Origin of the sequence: Ruegeria atlantica (genome assembly GCF_013033965.1) — a bacterium.
GTDB classification, from domain to species: domain Bacteria; phylum Pseudomonadota; class Alphaproteobacteria; order Rhodobacterales; family Rhodobacteraceae; genus Ruegeria; species Ruegeria atlantica_D.
Map to the genome: position 1 here is coordinate 514,810 of NZ_WQFE01000001.1, position 14,836 is coordinate 529,645.

Sequence of the window (14,836 nt, forward strand, 5' to 3'; positions counted from 1 at the left end):
GATCAAAGAAAAACGCCCCCGATGGGAACCGGGGGCGTGTGCGTTCAGAGTTTTTCGTCTTCTCGGCGGAAGGCACCTTGCACGATGCGGTCCATGACCATGGCCAGGAAGAGGATGGCAAACCCACCTAGCAGGCCCGGACCCTTGGCGGCGTATTGCAATGCTTCGAGGATTTCCTTGCCCAGGCCACCGCCACCAATCAGTGAGATAATCACCACCATCGACAGGCACATCAGGATGGTCTGGTTCACGCCGGTCATGATCGATGGCAAGGCCAGCGGTATCTCGACATCCTTGAGTAGCTGCCATTTCGAGGCACCAAAGGCCACGGCGGCCTCTTTGATACTATCCGGAACCCCGCGCATTCCCAACGCGGTCAAACGAATAACCGGCGGCATCCCAAAGATGATCGTTGCCAGAATGCCCGGTGGATTGCCGGTGCCAAAGAAAGCGATGATCGGGATCAGGTACACAAACGCAGGCAATGTTTGCATCAGGTCCAAAACAGGCTCAGCTGCCCGATAGGCGCGCTTCGATTTGCCGAACCAGATCCCCAGCGGAATGCCGAACACGACACATAGCAACACGGCTGCGCCCACCAAGGCTACGGTTTCCATCGCCACATCCCAGTATCCGAGCAATGCGATATAGGCCAAAGAAGAGGCGGTGAAAATTGCCACTCTCGGACCCGCTGCGCGCCATGCCGTCACGCAGATCACCAGCATCACAACAGGCCAGGGTGAGCCGATCAGTGCCACCGTCAGCGCATCCAGAACCGATCGCACACCTGCCACGATACCATCGAACACATCCCCTCCGGCTGCGGCTGCGGCGTCAATCTGCGCCTCCATCCAGCTTGCCAGACTAGAGAACAGTGTGCCGTTGCCTTCCCCTAAAATCATCGCGGATACTTCCTGCTCGGGGAATGCATCCAGCAGTGGTAGTGAAGCGTTTACGGTAAACTTGTATACGATCAACGGCCCGATAGCGGCCACCAGAACGGCACCCAAAACCGTGTTACGGGTGGAACGGCCACTTTCGGTGCTGCGCGGATCAATTCGCCAGTTCGAGTACTGCTTTTCGTACACGCGGTCCGCGTAAAACCCTTGAACAAGCTTAAAGACCAACAGCATCAACAGACCAGTGACCATGATGCCCAAGGCTTCGGACTGAGCGGCAGCAGCTTTTTCAAAGCTGGAATCCGCGGCTTTCTGGATATTCGCCGCTAACTTGTTGAAACGGTCGATATCTGCCTTTTCTGTGGCCGCAGCCGCGCGTTCCAATAATTCATTCGCGCGGGCTTGCTGGCGCTCGGCCCGTTCGGCCAAATCAGCGCCGGGGTTGCCCCAGGCACCGCGACCGATCTGAACCCAGGCGATGATTTCCAGGATCAGGAAGGTCCAGAACATCCCCCAGATCGCGCGGGACGCAGACCAAAACGGTCCCAAAATAGCCGCCCAGATGTTGAAGGTATTGGGAATACCGCTGGTCGCGTCATGGATTTTGTGAAACGCGTTGACGTAGTAGTCACCGCTTGGCCCCACAAAGTCATGGATCGAACGGTCCAGCGCCTCGCGGTCGACTTCGATGTCTGAGGCTGCCGTGACTTTCACTTCTGTGGTTGCATCAGTCATTTTTGCCCCCCTGAATTCCGCGCAGCAGCCGTGGTTTTGTAACCACTCCGACATCAGCGCCAGCATCGGTGATGATGACCGGCAAGTCCGTATTGACGGCAAGGTCGATCAACTGATCCAGATCAGCCCCTTCATCCGCGCGCGGCGCGCCATCGGTCGGGCCAGAGTAGCTTTCGATCGGCTCCATGATTGAATGCGCCTTGACCAGTTTCAGTTTGGAAATGCCCTGTACGAACTCGCGCACATAGTCGTCTGCCGGGTTCATGACGATATCTTCGGGCGTGCCGATCTGAACAATGACACCGTCCTTCATAATGGCGATCCGATGGCCTATACGGATGGCCTCGTCCAGATCGTGCGTGATGAACAGCGTGGTCTTTTGCAGCTGCGCCACCAGCGCTTTGAACTGATCCTGCAGCTGCAGGCGGATCAGCGGATCGAGGGCCGAGAACGGCTCGTCCATCAACAGTATCTCGGGATCCGAGGCCAACGCGCGGGCAATCCCCACACGTTGCTGCATCCCACCCGACAATTCCTTGGGCAAGCGATCTTCATAACCGGTCAGATCCACCAGCCCCAATGCGTGGTCTGAAACTGCCCAGCGTTTCGATTTTGAAACCTTCCGGATTTCCAGCGGATAGGCAACGTTGTCTCGCACTGATCGGTGCGGCATCAGCGCAATATGCTGAAACACCATCCCGATCTGCATGGCACGGATGCGACGCAGCTCAGCCTCGGAAATCTTGGACACATCCTGCCCCAGAATTTCGATCTTTCCGGCAGTGGGTTCGATCAGGCGATTGACGTGCCGTACCAGCGTTGATTTGCCAGAGCCTGACAGGCCCATGATGCAGAAAATCTCACCCCTTGGCACTTCGAAGGACGCGCCCTGCACGCCAACGACACAATTGAATCTCTCCAGAACTTCAGGCTTTCCAATGCCTTCGTTCCGAACGGCTTCCATGGCTTCTTCGGCACGAGCGCCAAAGATCTTCCAGACATCCGTCAGTTTAACGACTGTTTCGGTCATTTTTGTCCCTTTGGTGCAAAACAGGCCGCCGGGGCTGTCCCGACGGCCTGCCAGAGTTTCAGTTCCGGTGGGCGTCAATCAATTTGACATCCAGCCCAGAACGGCATCTTCGTTCGCACCGACCCATTCTTCGGCATAGGCCAAAGGCTCCTTGCCTTCGATCACCAAGGCATAGGTCATCGCCGAAACCGTATCCGTATCCAGCTTCATATTGGCCAGCATGGTCGCCACTTCGGGGTATTCTTCCTCAAGTGACTTGGCGAAGTGCAAGTGCAGATAGGCAAGATCCCAGGCAACACCAGCCTCGGATTTTTCCAGCCAGTCCGGATCATCTGTTGGCTGCAGCACGTTCCACTTGGCCGCGTCATACGCTGGCTCTTCCAGAATCTGCATGTCATGCAGGGCAAACACATAGTGCGGCGTATAGCAGAACCCTACCCAAGGCTCACCAGCCTTGATCGCATTGTCGAGGTTTGCGTAGGCCACTGTCTCGTCGATTTCTGTCAGTTCGAATACCTGGTCATAACCATAGGATTTGGCCCGGATTTTCTCGACATTGGTCGACGCCCAACCCGGCGCACCGATCCAAAGCTCGCCCTGCCCGTCACCATTGCTGTCAAACAGCGCCGCATTGTCGGGATTTGTCAGGTCTTCAATGGATGTAATGCCATGTGCATCGGCTGTCGCCTTGTCGACGCACATGCCCTGAAAGGCTTCGACACCGTTTGCGTTGAACGTGACCGTGCCTTTATCTTTGACGTAAGTATCATGCAGGTTTTGCTGGTTCGGCATCCAGACTTCGGGATGGACGTGCATGGCACCAGAATCCATCGCCTCGAACACAATCGGGTTTGTGCCATTCTGAAGCTCAACCTCAAGGCCGAGGTTCTGTTCGATCGCAACTTTCAGGATATGAGCCGTTGCATTTACCGAAGGCCAGTTTGGCACACCGATCACGATATCAGCGGCAAGGGCGGGTCCGGCGATCACAGCGGATGCGCCTCCCAGTAACGTGGCAAGTTTGTTCATTTGTGTCTCCATGTTGGGCGTCTGCGGCGCTGTTTTTCTGTGCCCGTCGGCCGTGGTGCACCTTGCAAACAAAGTCGGAAAGCCGGTGCTTTCCCATGTTTTTGGCCGGTCGTACGATGTGCCGACCCGGCAAGAAAACTGAAACATGGTGACGCGCCACCCATCAAGTGTTACGTCCGACAAGCATTCAAATTCGATATTATCATAAAAATGTTTCGACTTTGTCGAAAGGTGGTCGGGCGCTCATAGGGCGCCATCAAGCAGCTCCCAGTTCCAGAATGTAAGCGACCGCCTCTTCGGTCAGATGCTTGAACCGTGCATGTTCATTTACATAAAGACAGACCTGGCGATGATCGGGCAAATCCGCGATTTCGCGAAACGACGTCTCCTCCGGCATGAAATTGGCGACCGATTGCGGCAACACCGTCACCCAGTCCCCTGTTTTGACCATCGTGATAATGGAATGGGTGTTGTGAACAGTGACGTCCGCCTGCGCTTCGGATGCTCGGAATTTTGGTGATTGTATCAGATCACACAACGCATTTCGAATAAATGGAAGCGCCAGGACTTCGTCAATTGTTGGCGAGGTTGGCTGTCTCATCAACGGATGAGCAGAGGCGCAAACCAGCCCGAACCTGTCTTCGAATAACGGCAGCGACCGCACTCCGTTCAGCGCATGCTGGCCCGAGGCGATGCCGATGTCCGCCTTGCCCTCTACCAGCGCGTCCAAAACCTGCTGCGTATCTGTATCGCGCAGTTCGACTTTTACGCCGGGAAACCGTTGTGTGACGTAAGCCAGAACTTTGGGAAAAATCAGCGCCGCGACTGATGGAACGGATGCGATACGCAAAAGCCCGTGTTCGGCGCTTGCAGCGGCCATGATATCCAGGACAGCCTGATCGAACTGGCGGACTTGCTTCAAAGCCACATCAAAAACTTGCAAACCCAGCGGCGAAAGCTGGTTTTTGCGCTCCCCTTCAAACAGCTTTTTGCCAAGGTGATCCTCAAACTGTTTGAGGGTCATAGACACAGCCGACTGGGTTCGGCCCAATCGGTCGGCTGCCTCGATCAGGTTGCCTGTCTGGGCAACGGTGCAAAAACACCGCAGGGTCTCGATCTTGATCGCCAAGCTTCACCTTTTTTGAAGTTTGCTCAATTTATTTGAGTTTGACTGATATCAACTCAAAAAGCCATTCTGCGCCAGACAATATCTTACTCTGGGGCGCATCGTGACAAAACTGAACCTGATCGCTGGCGAATGGCTGGCTGGCGAAACTGAGATCGAAAACCGCAACCCTTCGGACCTGAGCGATTTGGTCGGCATGTTCGCACAGGCCAGCGCGGATCAGCTGGACGCCACTCTGGATCAGGCGCGCATTGCACAGGCAGAATGGGAAGCCTACCTGCCCGAGCGCAAGCAGGCCGTTCTGATGAACATCGGCAACGAACTGATGTCGCGCGCCGAGGAGCTGGGCACCCTGCTCTCCCGCGAAGAAGGCAAACCACTGGCCGAGGGCAAAGGCGAGGTCTATCGCGCCGGTCAGTTCTTCACCTATTACGCCGCCGAATGCCTACGCCAGATCGGCGAGAATGCCGACAGCGTACGTCCCGGCGTTGAAATCGATGTGCGCCGCGAGGCCGTGGGTGTGGTGGCGATCATCAGCCCGTGGAACTTCCCCACTGCGACCGCGTCGTGGAAGATTGCTCCGGCGCTTTGCTACGGCAACGCAGTTGTTTGGAAACCGGCGAATATCACGCCCGCCTCTGCTGTGGCCTTGACCGAGATCATCGAGCGGCAGGACATCCCCAAAGGTCTGTTCAGCCTAGTCATGGGCTCTGGCCGGTCGATCGGACAGCGTTTGGTTGAAAGCCCCAAGGTCAACGCGATTTCCTTCACCGGTTCTGTTCCGGTTGGAAAGGGCATCGCCTCTGCCGCCATTCAGAACCTGACCAAGGTTCAGATGGAGATGGGGTCGAAGAACGCGCTGGCCGTGATGGATGATGCTGATCTGGATTTGGCCGTCACCCTGGCACTGGGCGGTGCCTTTGGTGGCACAGGTCAGAAATGCACCGCATCCTCGCGGCTTGTGGTTCATGCCGGTGTGCATGATGCATTCGTCGAAAAGCTCGTGGCAGGTGCGCAGGCCATGAAAGTCGGCCATGCTTTGAAAGACGGCGTTCAGATGGGACCGGTTGTCAGCGAGCAGCAGCTGAACGAAAACCTCGCCTATGTCGATCTGGGCAAATCCGAGGGCGCGGAACTGGCCTGCGGCGGGCAGCGGCTCGAGATGCCACACGACGGGTTCTACATGTCCCCCGGCGTGTTCCTGAACACCAGAAACGACATGCGCATCAACCGCGAAGAGATGTTCGCGCCGCTAACCAGCGTCATCAAGGTTGGCAGCTATGACGAAGCGCTGAGCGTGGTGAACGACACCAATTTCGGGCTGACCTCGGGCATCGTGACCCAAAGCCTCGCCCGCGCGACCCACTTCCGCCGCAACGCACGCACCGGTGTGGTCACGGTCAACCTGCCGACCGCAGGCACCGACTATCACGTACCCTTCGGCGGTCGCGGCGACAGCTCTTACGGGCCGCGTGAACAGGGCAAGGCGGCGGCCGAATTCTACACGACCGTCAAAACCGCCTATATCAGCGCCGGGACGCCAGTCTGATGCGCATCGACGGGCTGCAATACGCCAACTGGTCGGAGAAAATCTTCCGCCAACTGCGCGAAGGGGGCGTGGACGCGATCCACGTCACCATCTCGTATCACGAGAATTTCCGCGAAACGGTTCTGAACTTTGAAAAGTGGAACCGCTGGTTTGAGCAGTACCCAGACCTGATCATGAAAGGCCGTTGGGCCAGCGATATCGACATCGCCCGCCAAACCGGGCGGACGGCCGTGTTCTTTGGCTTTCAGAACCCCTCGCCCATCGAAGACGATATTGGTCTGGTAGAAATTCTGCATGATCTGGGCGCGCGGTTCATGCAGCTGACCTATAACAACCAGTCTTTGCTGGCGACCGGCTGTTACGAGGCCGAAGACACCGGCATCACCCGCATGGGCAAACAGGTTATCAAAGAGATGAACCGTGTTGGGCTGGTCGTCGACATGAGCCATTCGGCGGATCGCTCGACCATCGAAGCGGCCGAGATGTCCGAGCGTCCCATCGCCATCACGCACGCAAATCCGCACGAATGGTCGCCCGCCTTGCGTAACAAGCGCGACGCGGTAATCCGCGCGGTCACGGAAAACGGTGGGATGTTGGGCTTTTCGGTCTACCCTCATCACCTGAAGGACAAATCCGACTGCACGCTGGAGAGCTTTTGTGAGATGATCGCTCGCACCGCGGAGAAATACGGGGCTCAACATCTGGGGATCGGCACCGACCTGTGCCAGGATCAACCCGACAGCATTGTCGAGTGGATGCGCGTTGGTCGCTGGACCAAGGAAATCGACTATGGCGAAGGTTCAGCCAGCAATCCCGGCTTTCCACCGATGCCCAGCTGGTTCAAGGACAATCGCGACTTTGGCAATATCGAAGCCGGGCTGCGCGACGTTGGTATGAACGCCGACGAAATCTCCGGTATTATGGGCGGCAACTGGTACCGCTTTTTCGATCAGAACTTTGGACCACGAACCGCATGAACCACGTCAGTACTGATATCCCGCGACGCGATCCTGCGCAGGTTATGCGCCTGTCGCGGCTGGGCTCGCTGCATCAGTGCAGACTCAGCTTCATGCGGCAACTGACCCGGCGTATGGCCCGTGAGAATTGGACCTTTACCCGCACCGCATTTGACATCGACGAAAACGGTGTCGGCCACGCAGTCTACACAGCGCAGGGGCCGGATCACGCTTATTCGCTGGTTGCGTTTGCCCATGACCTGCCGCCCGAACAGCGGTCGGACCGGGTGATCGCTGAAGCGTGGGATGCCACCTTCGCGCTGTTCGATGGGATCCCGACGGAACAGGACATTCAACGCCTGTCCGAGAACGTGCCTTTGCAAGAAGCCGGTCGCGTAAGCGAAAGCGAGTTGTCGCTGTCCCGCGCCAACCGGTCCGTTCGCCTGTGGACGCACGTGGTCGACAGGCTGGCCGCAGGGCAACAGCCCGATCTGGAGCAGATTTACAAGGTCGGCTACCTGATGCGCACGACGGCTGTTTACGGATCGGGAAAGTTCGGTGCAGCTGACCGCGAAAAGATAGCAAACCGGCCCGAACTGAACGCCCCTTTCCAGGCAGAGATGCTGTCGGTGTATCTGACGCGCACCTTTGTCCGTGATCTGGTGCAACATGTGGCCCGCACCAAAGGCGGCGCGCAAACAGCGGACCTGGACCCAGAGATTGCGCGGTGGCTGGGCATCGGCAACTCGACCGGTCTGGGCATGGCCCCGTTCATCGTCAACCACCCGGTGCTGTTCAACAACTGGATCATGGCGCGCGAAGAAGCTCTGGCGCGCGTGCGATCCTTGCAAACGGCATCCGAGGATGAAGCTCGCCAATTCCGGAAAATCTATGATCGCAGCAAGCTGTCAATGTCGTGGTGGCGATCCGAGCATCCGGTCCAGATCGAAAAGCTGGCCTCGCTGAATGCCGATCTGGCGGCCATTTCCGACTATCTGGAACAGAATGATTTGACAGTGGACAAACCGTGGGACCGGTTGATCCGCTGGTCCGAAACTGCACTTGGCGAAGAGGGGCAGGAACTGCTGGCCTCGCTTGTTTTGGAACCCTATGGCGATCTGGTGGATGGCATTACCGGTTGTATGGCTGACGGGAATGCTCAGGCACAGGTTATCAACGGGGGCATGACCGTCGAACAGGTCCGCACCGCCATCCGGGACCGCTTTGACTGGGCGTTGGATCTGGATTGGTCGGCTGAAGCAAACTGCGCGCGTGCCTGGTACGTGTCCGAGGAAAAGCTGGAACCGCGATTGGGCGAACGGTTCGAGGAACCGATTGTCGCGTATGAACAACCCCTGGCTCCGGCAAGAGATGCCGCGTTAGCCTATGCGGACCTTGCCGATTGGGGCAGCGACAATCCGATAGCTGAGTTCCTTCTGCGCCATCCTGAACACCGCCATACGATCCGGCGCGCGCAGATCGGCCTGATCGCGCCATATGGCGAGCTTCGCGACAACACGATCAGCGCCAGCGTTATGCCCATAGACATGCTGCGCGCCAAGCTGTCCTTTTTCGGTGCGACGCATTTTGATCCGCGATCGGACCGTTGGGTGCGCATTTGCATGTATGCCGGCGCGCCCTACCCTGAAAACTTGAATACCAGCACTGCAGACTGGTGGGTTTACCCGGAGCTGCCGCAATGAACGTCTCATTGAATGAGGTCGAAGCCACCGCGAAACGGGCGGCCCGCGGTGCCGGATACAGTTGGGGACTGGCCGAGGAAGCCGCGAAGGCGACGCGCTGGCTGTGCGCACAGGGGCAAAACGGCACCAGAGCGCTGGCCCAACTGTTACAACTGGAATTGACGAGAGCACCAGCGCAACATACCCCACCCAATCTGAGTAGTGAATGGCAGAGCGACGACCAGCTCTGCCCATTGGCGACCGGCGCATTGCTGTCAGACTGCGCGCTGAGACTGAATTCGTCCCCTATTGAAATAAGAAACGTTGCCGTTCCCGAACTACTGCTTCCGTTTGCGGCCAACGCGGCGCGCTTACTGAAGACCTGTGTGAGCCTTGAGTATGATCAGGCGGTTGCAGAAACCGACGGCTATGACCTGTCTCTGACTGCCCTAATTCCGAACCATGCACATCAGGTTTTGGTGCGTCTTGGCGGCCAGGTTAACACCCCAGCCCCCCATCGAACTCGGGCGGACCCTGATCCGTCTGATTGGGACATACTGAACCAGTTCGCTCACCGCACATATGCCCCCGCCACCGAGGAATCCCGCCTGCTCGGGGCCGGAGCGGGTTTATCCGACAACGATTGAAGAGAGCCCAATGATTGAAACCCGTACGCTGACCCTTACCCAGATCGAAGACCTCGCCTTCCGTGCACTTGTTGCTGCAGGAACGTCCGAAGCCAACGCGCGACCGCTGGCTGTTGCTACCGCTGCGACCGAGGCCGATGGTGTGGCCAGCCACGGCCTGGCCTATATCCCGATCTATTGCGAACATGTTCAGTGTGGAAAAGTGGACGGCACGGCGCAGCCTGTTCTGACCCGCCCGCGTCCAGGTGTCGTTAATGTAGACGCTGCCACCGGCTTTGCCCACTCTGCAATTGATATGGGGTTCGAAGCCCTTGTCCCGGCCGCACGTGAACAGGGGATCGCTGCACTCTCTATCCGCAACAGCTATAACTGCGGGGTCCTTGGCTACCATACATACCGTTTGGCGCAGGCCGGGTTGGTGGGACTTGGGTTTACCAATGCGCCTGCTTCAATCGCCCCTTCGGGCGGCGCAAAACCCGTCGTGGGCACCAACCCCTTCTCAATAGCGGCTCCGGGTGCGGACGGTCAGCCCGCGCTGCTGATCGACCAAAGCGCCAGCACAATTGCCAAAAGCGAGGTCATGAAACACGCCCGCGAAGGCAAGCCGATCCCGGTTGGTTGGGCTCTGGACGCAGACGGCAACCCGACCACCGACCCCAATGTCGGCCTCAAGGGCTCGATGGCCCCGTCTGGTGGGTACAAGGGTGTTGGCGTAGCCTTGCTGACCGAAGTATTGGCCGCAGCTTTGACCGGGGCGACCCTTGGCATCAACGCTTCGCCGTTTTCAGGCACGGCTGGCGGACCGCCCAAAACCGGGCAATTCTTTATTGCGATTGACCCGGGCGTGACCTCTGGCGACGCATTTGCTTCGGGGATCAGCGAATTGGTCGAAGCGATCCGGGCACAGGACGGAGCGCATCTGCCCGGGGATGGACGCGGTAGCAAACGCGTTCAGGCGCAAACTGATGGCGTCGCTGTTAATACCGCGACACTGGATAAGATAGAGGCGATCATGGCCTTGCAGCGCGGGTAATCTGCGTAAATCTATGGGGTCACCAGCGAACGCGTCGTTTGTCTGATGACACATTCCAAGTCACAACGGATACTGAAATACTTGGGGTCATCGGACGTTATAAAGTCGGTGAATTTTTCACCGGCCAGCGCTCCGATTGTTTCCGCGGGAATGCGGATAGTCGTAAGGCCCGGCTCAACATCCGCGGAGCCCTTGAAATCTCCGATGCCAATAATTGATAGATCTTCCGGGACGCGCAAACCAAGCTTTTGGGCTGCAAACAACGCACCCTGCGCAATGACGTCATTACCACACAGCAAAGCCGTCGGGCGTTTTGACGTCGTCAGTAGCACCAAGGCTGCTTGCTTGGCCTGAGAAACACTGTAGGGCGCTTGGGTTTCATGTTCATCGGGTACCACAACCCCTACTTCACCTAGCGCATCATGCACGGCGGAAAGGCGGTTCTGTGCCCGGTCGTTTCCTTGTGTCTCTGGAAAGATCAGTCCGATGTCACGGTGCCCCAAATTCAGCAAGTGTTCCGTCGCCAACCTTCCCGCCAGATGATTGTCGGCACCTACACAAGGAAGTGGCGATTCCTCTGAGTAATTCCAAAGTGCAAGCGCTGGTATCTTTTGTTGTTTGATCAATCGGTTGGTGGCATCGGAATGTTCCAAACCAACCAGCGCGACACCGTCCACACGATGTTCAAGAAACTTGCGAACCATCGCGTATTCCCGGTTCAGGTCATAGCCATGCGACGCCAACAACAGACTGAACCCTGCCTTGTCGATCGAGTCCGAAAAGGCCTGAATGACCTCTGAGAAAATGGCGTGGTTGATTGTGGGCACGACAAGACCAATCGTTCCCGACCGTTTTCCATGCATCGTTTGGGCGGCGCGGTTGCGGATATAGCCCAGTCTCTGCACCGCCTTGTTGATCTTTTTGCGAGTCGCCGGGTTCACCAAATCGGGGTGATTGAAGGTGCGGGAAACCGTTGACGGCGACACTTTTGCAGCCTTTGCAACTGCCACAATATCGACCTTACCCTTTTGAAAAACAGTCATAATTTCACACCATTCGGCCTAATTTATGAAAACATTTGCAATACTATTTTCATCCCCTAACCTGAATTGTCAACAAAGGTAAAAGTGCGAACGGACGGGTTGGGAGGCCCTGAATGGAATTCATCTATTACTTCGGAGAAGTGTTCACACCGCTTTCGTTCATGTTGCTCTTGGGCGGCACAATCGGAGGGTTGATCCTTGGCGCAACGCCGGGACTGTCACCAACGATGGCAGTGGCTCTGCTGATCCCGTTCACCTTTCAACTTGAAGCGGCGCAGGGCTTGATCCTGCTGGGTGCGGCTTACACCTCGACCGTGGCCGGCGGGGCGGTCAGTGCAATTCTGCTGAAGATCCCCGGTGCTCCGGCCAATATTGCCACCACTCTGGACGGGCACACCATGGCAAAACAGGGTCAGGGCGCGCGCGCCCTGCAACTGTCGTTTTTGGCCTCGGCAGTGGGCGGCATCTTTGGCGTCCTGCTGCTGATCTTTCTGACACCGGTTCTCGCACAATGGGCGCTGGCCTTTGGCCCGTCCCACCTGTTCTGGCTGGCCATTCTGGGGGTGACGGTCATCGGCACCTTGGACTCCGCGTCCGTGGTCAAAGGTCTGCTGTCCGGCTGTATCGGATTGTGGCTGGCCACCATCGGGTTCGACGACATCATGGGTGCCCAGCGCTTTATCTTCCACCCTGCTCTCGGGGGCGGCATCAACATCATCGCCGCGTTGATTGGCCTGTTTGCGATCCCGCAGGTGCTGACCATGTTCGCCAAAGGCCGCCACAACACCGGTGCCGAGGTGATCGAAGTGCAGCGCCATTCGATCATGGCCGCGTTCAAGGAACTGTTCAGCCGCACGCGCGCGCTGAGTATCGGAACGCTGACGGGTTCGATCATTGGCCTGATCCCAGGCGTCGGCGGGCAGATCGCGGGTCTCGTCGCCTACGACCAAACCAAGAAGTTTTCGGCCGAGAAAGACAAGTTCGGCACAGGCCACTCCGAGGGAGTGATTGCCGCGGAATCCGCCAACAACGCGATGGTTGGCCCCTCGCTTGTCCCTTTGTTGACGCTGTCGATCCCCGGCAGCCCAACCGCCGCCGTGCTGTTGGGCGGATTGCTGATCCACGGGATTTTCCCGGGATCGGACTTGTTCGACAATCACCCGGACGTGGCGTGGACCTTCATCAACTCGATGCTGATCGGTCAGGTTCTGATGTGCATATTCGGCCTCTACGTCGCCGGTCTTGCAGCGCGTGTCGCACAGGTTCCCCAATCCGTGATGGCCGCTATCGTTTTGGCCTTGTCGGTCTTCGGCGCCTATTCAGTCCAAGGGTCAATGGGCGATGTCTATGTCATGGCATGCCTTGGTATCGGGATGTTCTTTCTGGAACGTTTCGGCTTTTCTGCCGCGCCGCTGGTGCTGGGTTTGATCCTCGGACCGATCGCCGAGGCCAACTTTATCCAGGGCGGAATGATCGCTGACGCCACTGTTGGCAAGGCCTCATACTTCATGACCGGTGGGTTGAACCTGTTCCTGATCGCCGTGGTGCTGGCCTCAATCGCCTACTCGGTCTGGATGGAGCTGCGCAGCCGCCGCTATACCACCAAAGAGGAGGCACAGGCATGAACCGATCACAACATATTTTCGGGTCAGGTCTCGTCTTTGCAGTTGGCCTGTGGGTCACATGGATTAGCTACACGCAACAGCCAGCTGAGGCGTTTCTGTTCCCACGATTGATTGCAACGGTCTTTGTTGTGCTGGCCGGGTGGACCTTTGGCAAAGCGGTCATGGGACTATCCAAAGTCGGCAATGGCGTGACGCGAACAATGTTCGTGAACATGCTGCCCGGTCTGATCATCACGCTGGTCTATGTTTTCTGGGCTGCCAAAACGCTGGGATTCTACACCGCAACAACCATCGCCTTCTTTATTCTTCTGTCGATCTACGACCCAGCCCCCCATTCCGAGGTCAAAATCTGGATCAAACGCGGGATCATCACGGCGGTCTTCGTGGCGGTGATGTATGGGCTCTTTGCCATGCTTTTGAACGTCTACACACCAAGAGAAATTCTGTTCTAACCGCTTGGGAAGCGGGTGAACTTAATCAGGGAGGAAACGCAAAATGAAACGATTGATTGCAGGGGCAGCAATGGCTCTGGCGGGCCTGACTGGCGCGGCAATGGCCGAGGAATACCCCGAACGACCGCTGATGATGATGGTCAGCTATGGCGCCGGTGGGGCGACCGACTTTCAGGCGCGGATCGTCACCATGACCGCCGGGAACGAGGATGCCCTGGGAATGCCCATCGCCATCATCAACAAGCCTGGTGCCGGCGGGCGCGTCGGTTGGAACTGGTTCGCCACACAAGCTGATCCGGACGGATACACATTGGCCGCATACAACGTGCCCCATTTCATCGCCCAATCCATCAAGGGCGGCGTCGAGTATTCCGCAGACAGCTTTGAACCTATCGCGAACTGGGGTGCAGACCCGGCTGTATTCGTGGTTGGTGCCGACAGTGAATTCAACTCGATGGAAGATGTCGTGGCCTTTGCCAAGGAAAACCCAGGCAAACTGACCGTATCCGGAGCGGGTCTTTTCGTGGGCCACCACATCGCGGCGCTGCAGATCGACAAGGCAGCCGGTACCAAGATGGCCTATATCCCGACCAAAGGCGGCGGGGCAGCGGCGATGAAGGCTGTTATCGCTGGTGAAGTCATGGGCGGCATCAACAACCTGTCCGATGCGTTCCGCGCGCAAGAGGCGGGCAACGTGAAGATCCTTGGCGTTGCCGATTTGGAGCGCAACGCGTTCCTGCCTGACGTTCCAACGATGATGGAACAGGGGCTGGACGTGGACAACTCTTCAGTCAACTTCCGGGGTGTGATGGTGCCCAAGGGAACACCTCCTGAGGTGATCGAGAAACTGGCAGCAACTGTGCCCGAGATGTTCGCCAATTCCCGCGTTGCCAAGAAGATGGAGGCGGGTGGATCGCCCATGCACATCATGACACGTGACGAAGTGATCGAGATGTGGGCACAGCGCCAGCAGACGCTGAACGAATTGCTGGCTGGCCTCTGAACGACCCACTACCGGGGCGGGTCAGGC

At 57.6% G+C, this 14,836-nt stretch carries 13 protein-coding genes; 8 read left to right on the forward strand and 5 right to left on the reverse strand.

The window, feature by feature from the left end; all coding sequences use genetic code 11:
• Window positions 1-44 precede the first annotated feature (44 nt).
• The 4 genes from GOW16_RS02570 to GOW16_RS02585 form a co-directional block, all read right to left on the reverse strand.
• A complete protein-coding gene (locus GOW16_RS02570; protein ID WP_170409904.1) occupies window positions 45-1,634 on the reverse strand; it encodes an ABC transporter permease in 1,590 nt (529 codons plus the stop codon).
• Window positions 1,627-2,664 carry a quaternary amine ABC transporter ATP-binding protein gene (locus GOW16_RS02575; RefSeq protein ID WP_170409906.1) on the reverse strand — a complete coding sequence of 346 codons (1,038 nt, stop codon included), beginning with the start codon at window positions 2,662-2,664 and terminating at the stop codon, window positions 1,627-1,629. Before GOW16_RS02575 ends, GOW16_RS02570 begins: the two co-directional genes overlap by 8 nt.
• Window positions 2,665-2,742: 78 nt before the next feature.
• Window positions 2,743-3,693, reverse strand: a complete 951-nt coding sequence (locus tag GOW16_RS02580) for an ABC transporter substrate-binding protein (RefSeq protein WP_217354464.1) — start codon at window positions 3,691-3,693, stop codon at window positions 2,743-2,745.
• 256 nt (window positions 3,694-3,949) lie between these two features.
• Window positions 3,950-4,822, reverse strand: coding sequence for a LysR family transcriptional regulator (locus GOW16_RS02585; protein WP_170409910.1), 873 nt, complete (start codon window positions 4,820-4,822; stop codon window positions 3,950-3,952).
• Window positions 4,823-4,922: 100 nt separating this feature from the next.
• On the opposite strand from GOW16_RS02585, the gene GOW16_RS02590 reads away from it, so the two are divergent.
• From GOW16_RS02590 to GOW16_RS02610, 5 genes are read left to right on the forward strand one after another with little or no spacing between them, the layout of a single operon-like run.
• Window positions 4,923-6,368 (forward strand): aldehyde dehydrogenase family protein, encoded by a 1,446-nt coding sequence (locus GOW16_RS02590; RefSeq protein WP_170409912.1) that lies wholly within the window; start codon window positions 4,923-4,925, stop codon window positions 6,366-6,368.
• A complete protein-coding gene (locus GOW16_RS02595) occupies window positions 6,368-7,345 on the forward strand; it encodes a membrane dipeptidase (RefSeq protein ID WP_170409914.1) in 978 nt (325 codons plus the stop codon). Before GOW16_RS02590 ends, GOW16_RS02595 begins: the two co-directional genes overlap by 1 nt.
• On the forward strand, window positions 7,342-9,027 hold the full coding sequence (locus GOW16_RS02600; protein ID WP_170409916.1) for a hypothetical protein: 1,686 nt from the start codon (window positions 7,342-7,344) through the stop codon (window positions 9,025-9,027). Before GOW16_RS02595 ends, GOW16_RS02600 begins: the two co-directional genes overlap by 4 nt.
• A complete protein-coding gene (locus tag GOW16_RS02605; protein WP_170409918.1) occupies window positions 9,024-9,653 on the forward strand; it encodes a DUF3726 domain-containing protein in 630 nt (209 codons plus the stop codon). Before GOW16_RS02600 ends, GOW16_RS02605 begins: the two co-directional genes overlap by 4 nt.
• A gap of 10 nt (window positions 9,654-9,663) precedes the next feature.
• Entirely contained in the window at window positions 9,664-10,686 is a 1,023-nt protein-coding gene (locus GOW16_RS02610; RefSeq protein WP_170409920.1) for an Ldh family oxidoreductase, read from the forward strand.
• Between the two features lie 11 nt (window positions 10,687-10,697).
• Here GOW16_RS02610 and GOW16_RS02615 read toward each other — a convergent pair whose 3' ends face one another.
• On the reverse strand, window positions 10,698-11,729 hold the full coding sequence (locus tag GOW16_RS02615; protein WP_170409922.1) for a LacI family DNA-binding transcriptional regulator: 1,032 nt from the start codon (window positions 11,727-11,729) through the stop codon (window positions 10,698-10,700).
• A gap of 113 nt (window positions 11,730-11,842) precedes the next feature.
• Here GOW16_RS02615 and GOW16_RS02620 point away from each other — a divergent pair, with 113 nt between their 5' ends.
• The 3 genes from GOW16_RS02620 to GOW16_RS02630 are packed head-to-tail and all read left to right on the forward strand — an operon-like array spanning window position 11,843 to window position 14,809.
• A complete protein-coding gene (locus GOW16_RS02620) occupies window positions 11,843-13,354 on the forward strand; it encodes a tripartite tricarboxylate transporter permease (protein ID WP_170409924.1) in 1,512 nt (503 codons plus the stop codon).
• The gene (locus tag GOW16_RS02625) at window positions 13,351-13,806 is read left to right on the forward strand and encodes a tripartite tricarboxylate transporter TctB family protein (protein ID WP_170409926.1); all 456 of its coding nucleotides are present in this window, start codon (window positions 13,351-13,353) and stop codon (window positions 13,804-13,806) included. Before GOW16_RS02620 ends, GOW16_RS02625 begins: the two co-directional genes overlap by 4 nt.
• A gap of 43 nt (window positions 13,807-13,849) precedes the next feature.
• Window positions 13,850-14,809: a tripartite tricarboxylate transporter substrate binding protein gene (locus GOW16_RS02630; protein ID WP_170409928.1), complete on the forward strand. Its 960-nt coding sequence runs from the start codon at window positions 13,850-13,852 to the stop codon at window positions 14,807-14,809.
• Window positions 14,810-14,836: the final 27 nt, after the last annotated feature.

What these genes read in the sequence shown, in the direction of transcription:
- GOW16_RS02570 (WP_170409904.1), bottom strand. Translation starts at nt 1,634, where the DNA reads ATGACTGATGCAACCACAGAAGTGAAAGTCACGGCAGCCTCAGACATC.
- GOW16_RS02575 (WP_170409906.1), bottom strand. Translation starts at nt 2,664, where the DNA reads ATGACCGAAACAGTCGTTAAACTGACGGATGTCTGGAAGATCTTTGGC.
- GOW16_RS02580 (WP_217354464.1), bottom strand. Translation starts at nt 3,693, where the DNA reads ATGAACAAACTTGCCACGTTACTGGGAGGCGCATCCGCTGTGATCGCC.
- GOW16_RS02595 (WP_170409914.1), top strand. Translation starts at nt 6,368, where the DNA reads ATGCGCATCGACGGGCTGCAATACGCCAACTGGTCGGAGAAAATCTTC.
- GOW16_RS02600 (WP_170409916.1), top strand. Translation starts at nt 7,342, where the DNA reads ATGAACCACGTCAGTACTGATATCCCGCGACGCGATCCTGCGCAGGTT.
- GOW16_RS02605 (WP_170409918.1), top strand. Translation starts at nt 9,024, where the DNA reads ATGAACGTCTCATTGAATGAGGTCGAAGCCACCGCGAAACGGGCGGCC.
- GOW16_RS02610 (WP_170409920.1), top strand. Translation starts at nt 9,664, where the DNA reads ATGATTGAAACCCGTACGCTGACCCTTACCCAGATCGAAGACCTCGCC.
- GOW16_RS02615 (WP_170409922.1), bottom strand. Translation starts at nt 11,729, where the DNA reads ATGACTGTTTTTCAAAAGGGTAAGGTCGATATTGTGGCAGTTGCAAAG.
- GOW16_RS02620 (WP_170409924.1), top strand. Translation starts at nt 11,843, where the DNA reads ATGGAATTCATCTATTACTTCGGAGAAGTGTTCACACCGCTTTCGTTC.
- GOW16_RS02625 (WP_170409926.1), top strand. Translation starts at nt 13,351, where the DNA reads ATGAACCGATCACAACATATTTTCGGGTCAGGTCTCGTCTTTGCAGTT.
- GOW16_RS02630 (WP_170409928.1), top strand. Translation starts at nt 13,850, where the DNA reads ATGAAACGATTGATTGCAGGGGCAGCAATGGCTCTGGCGGGCCTGACT.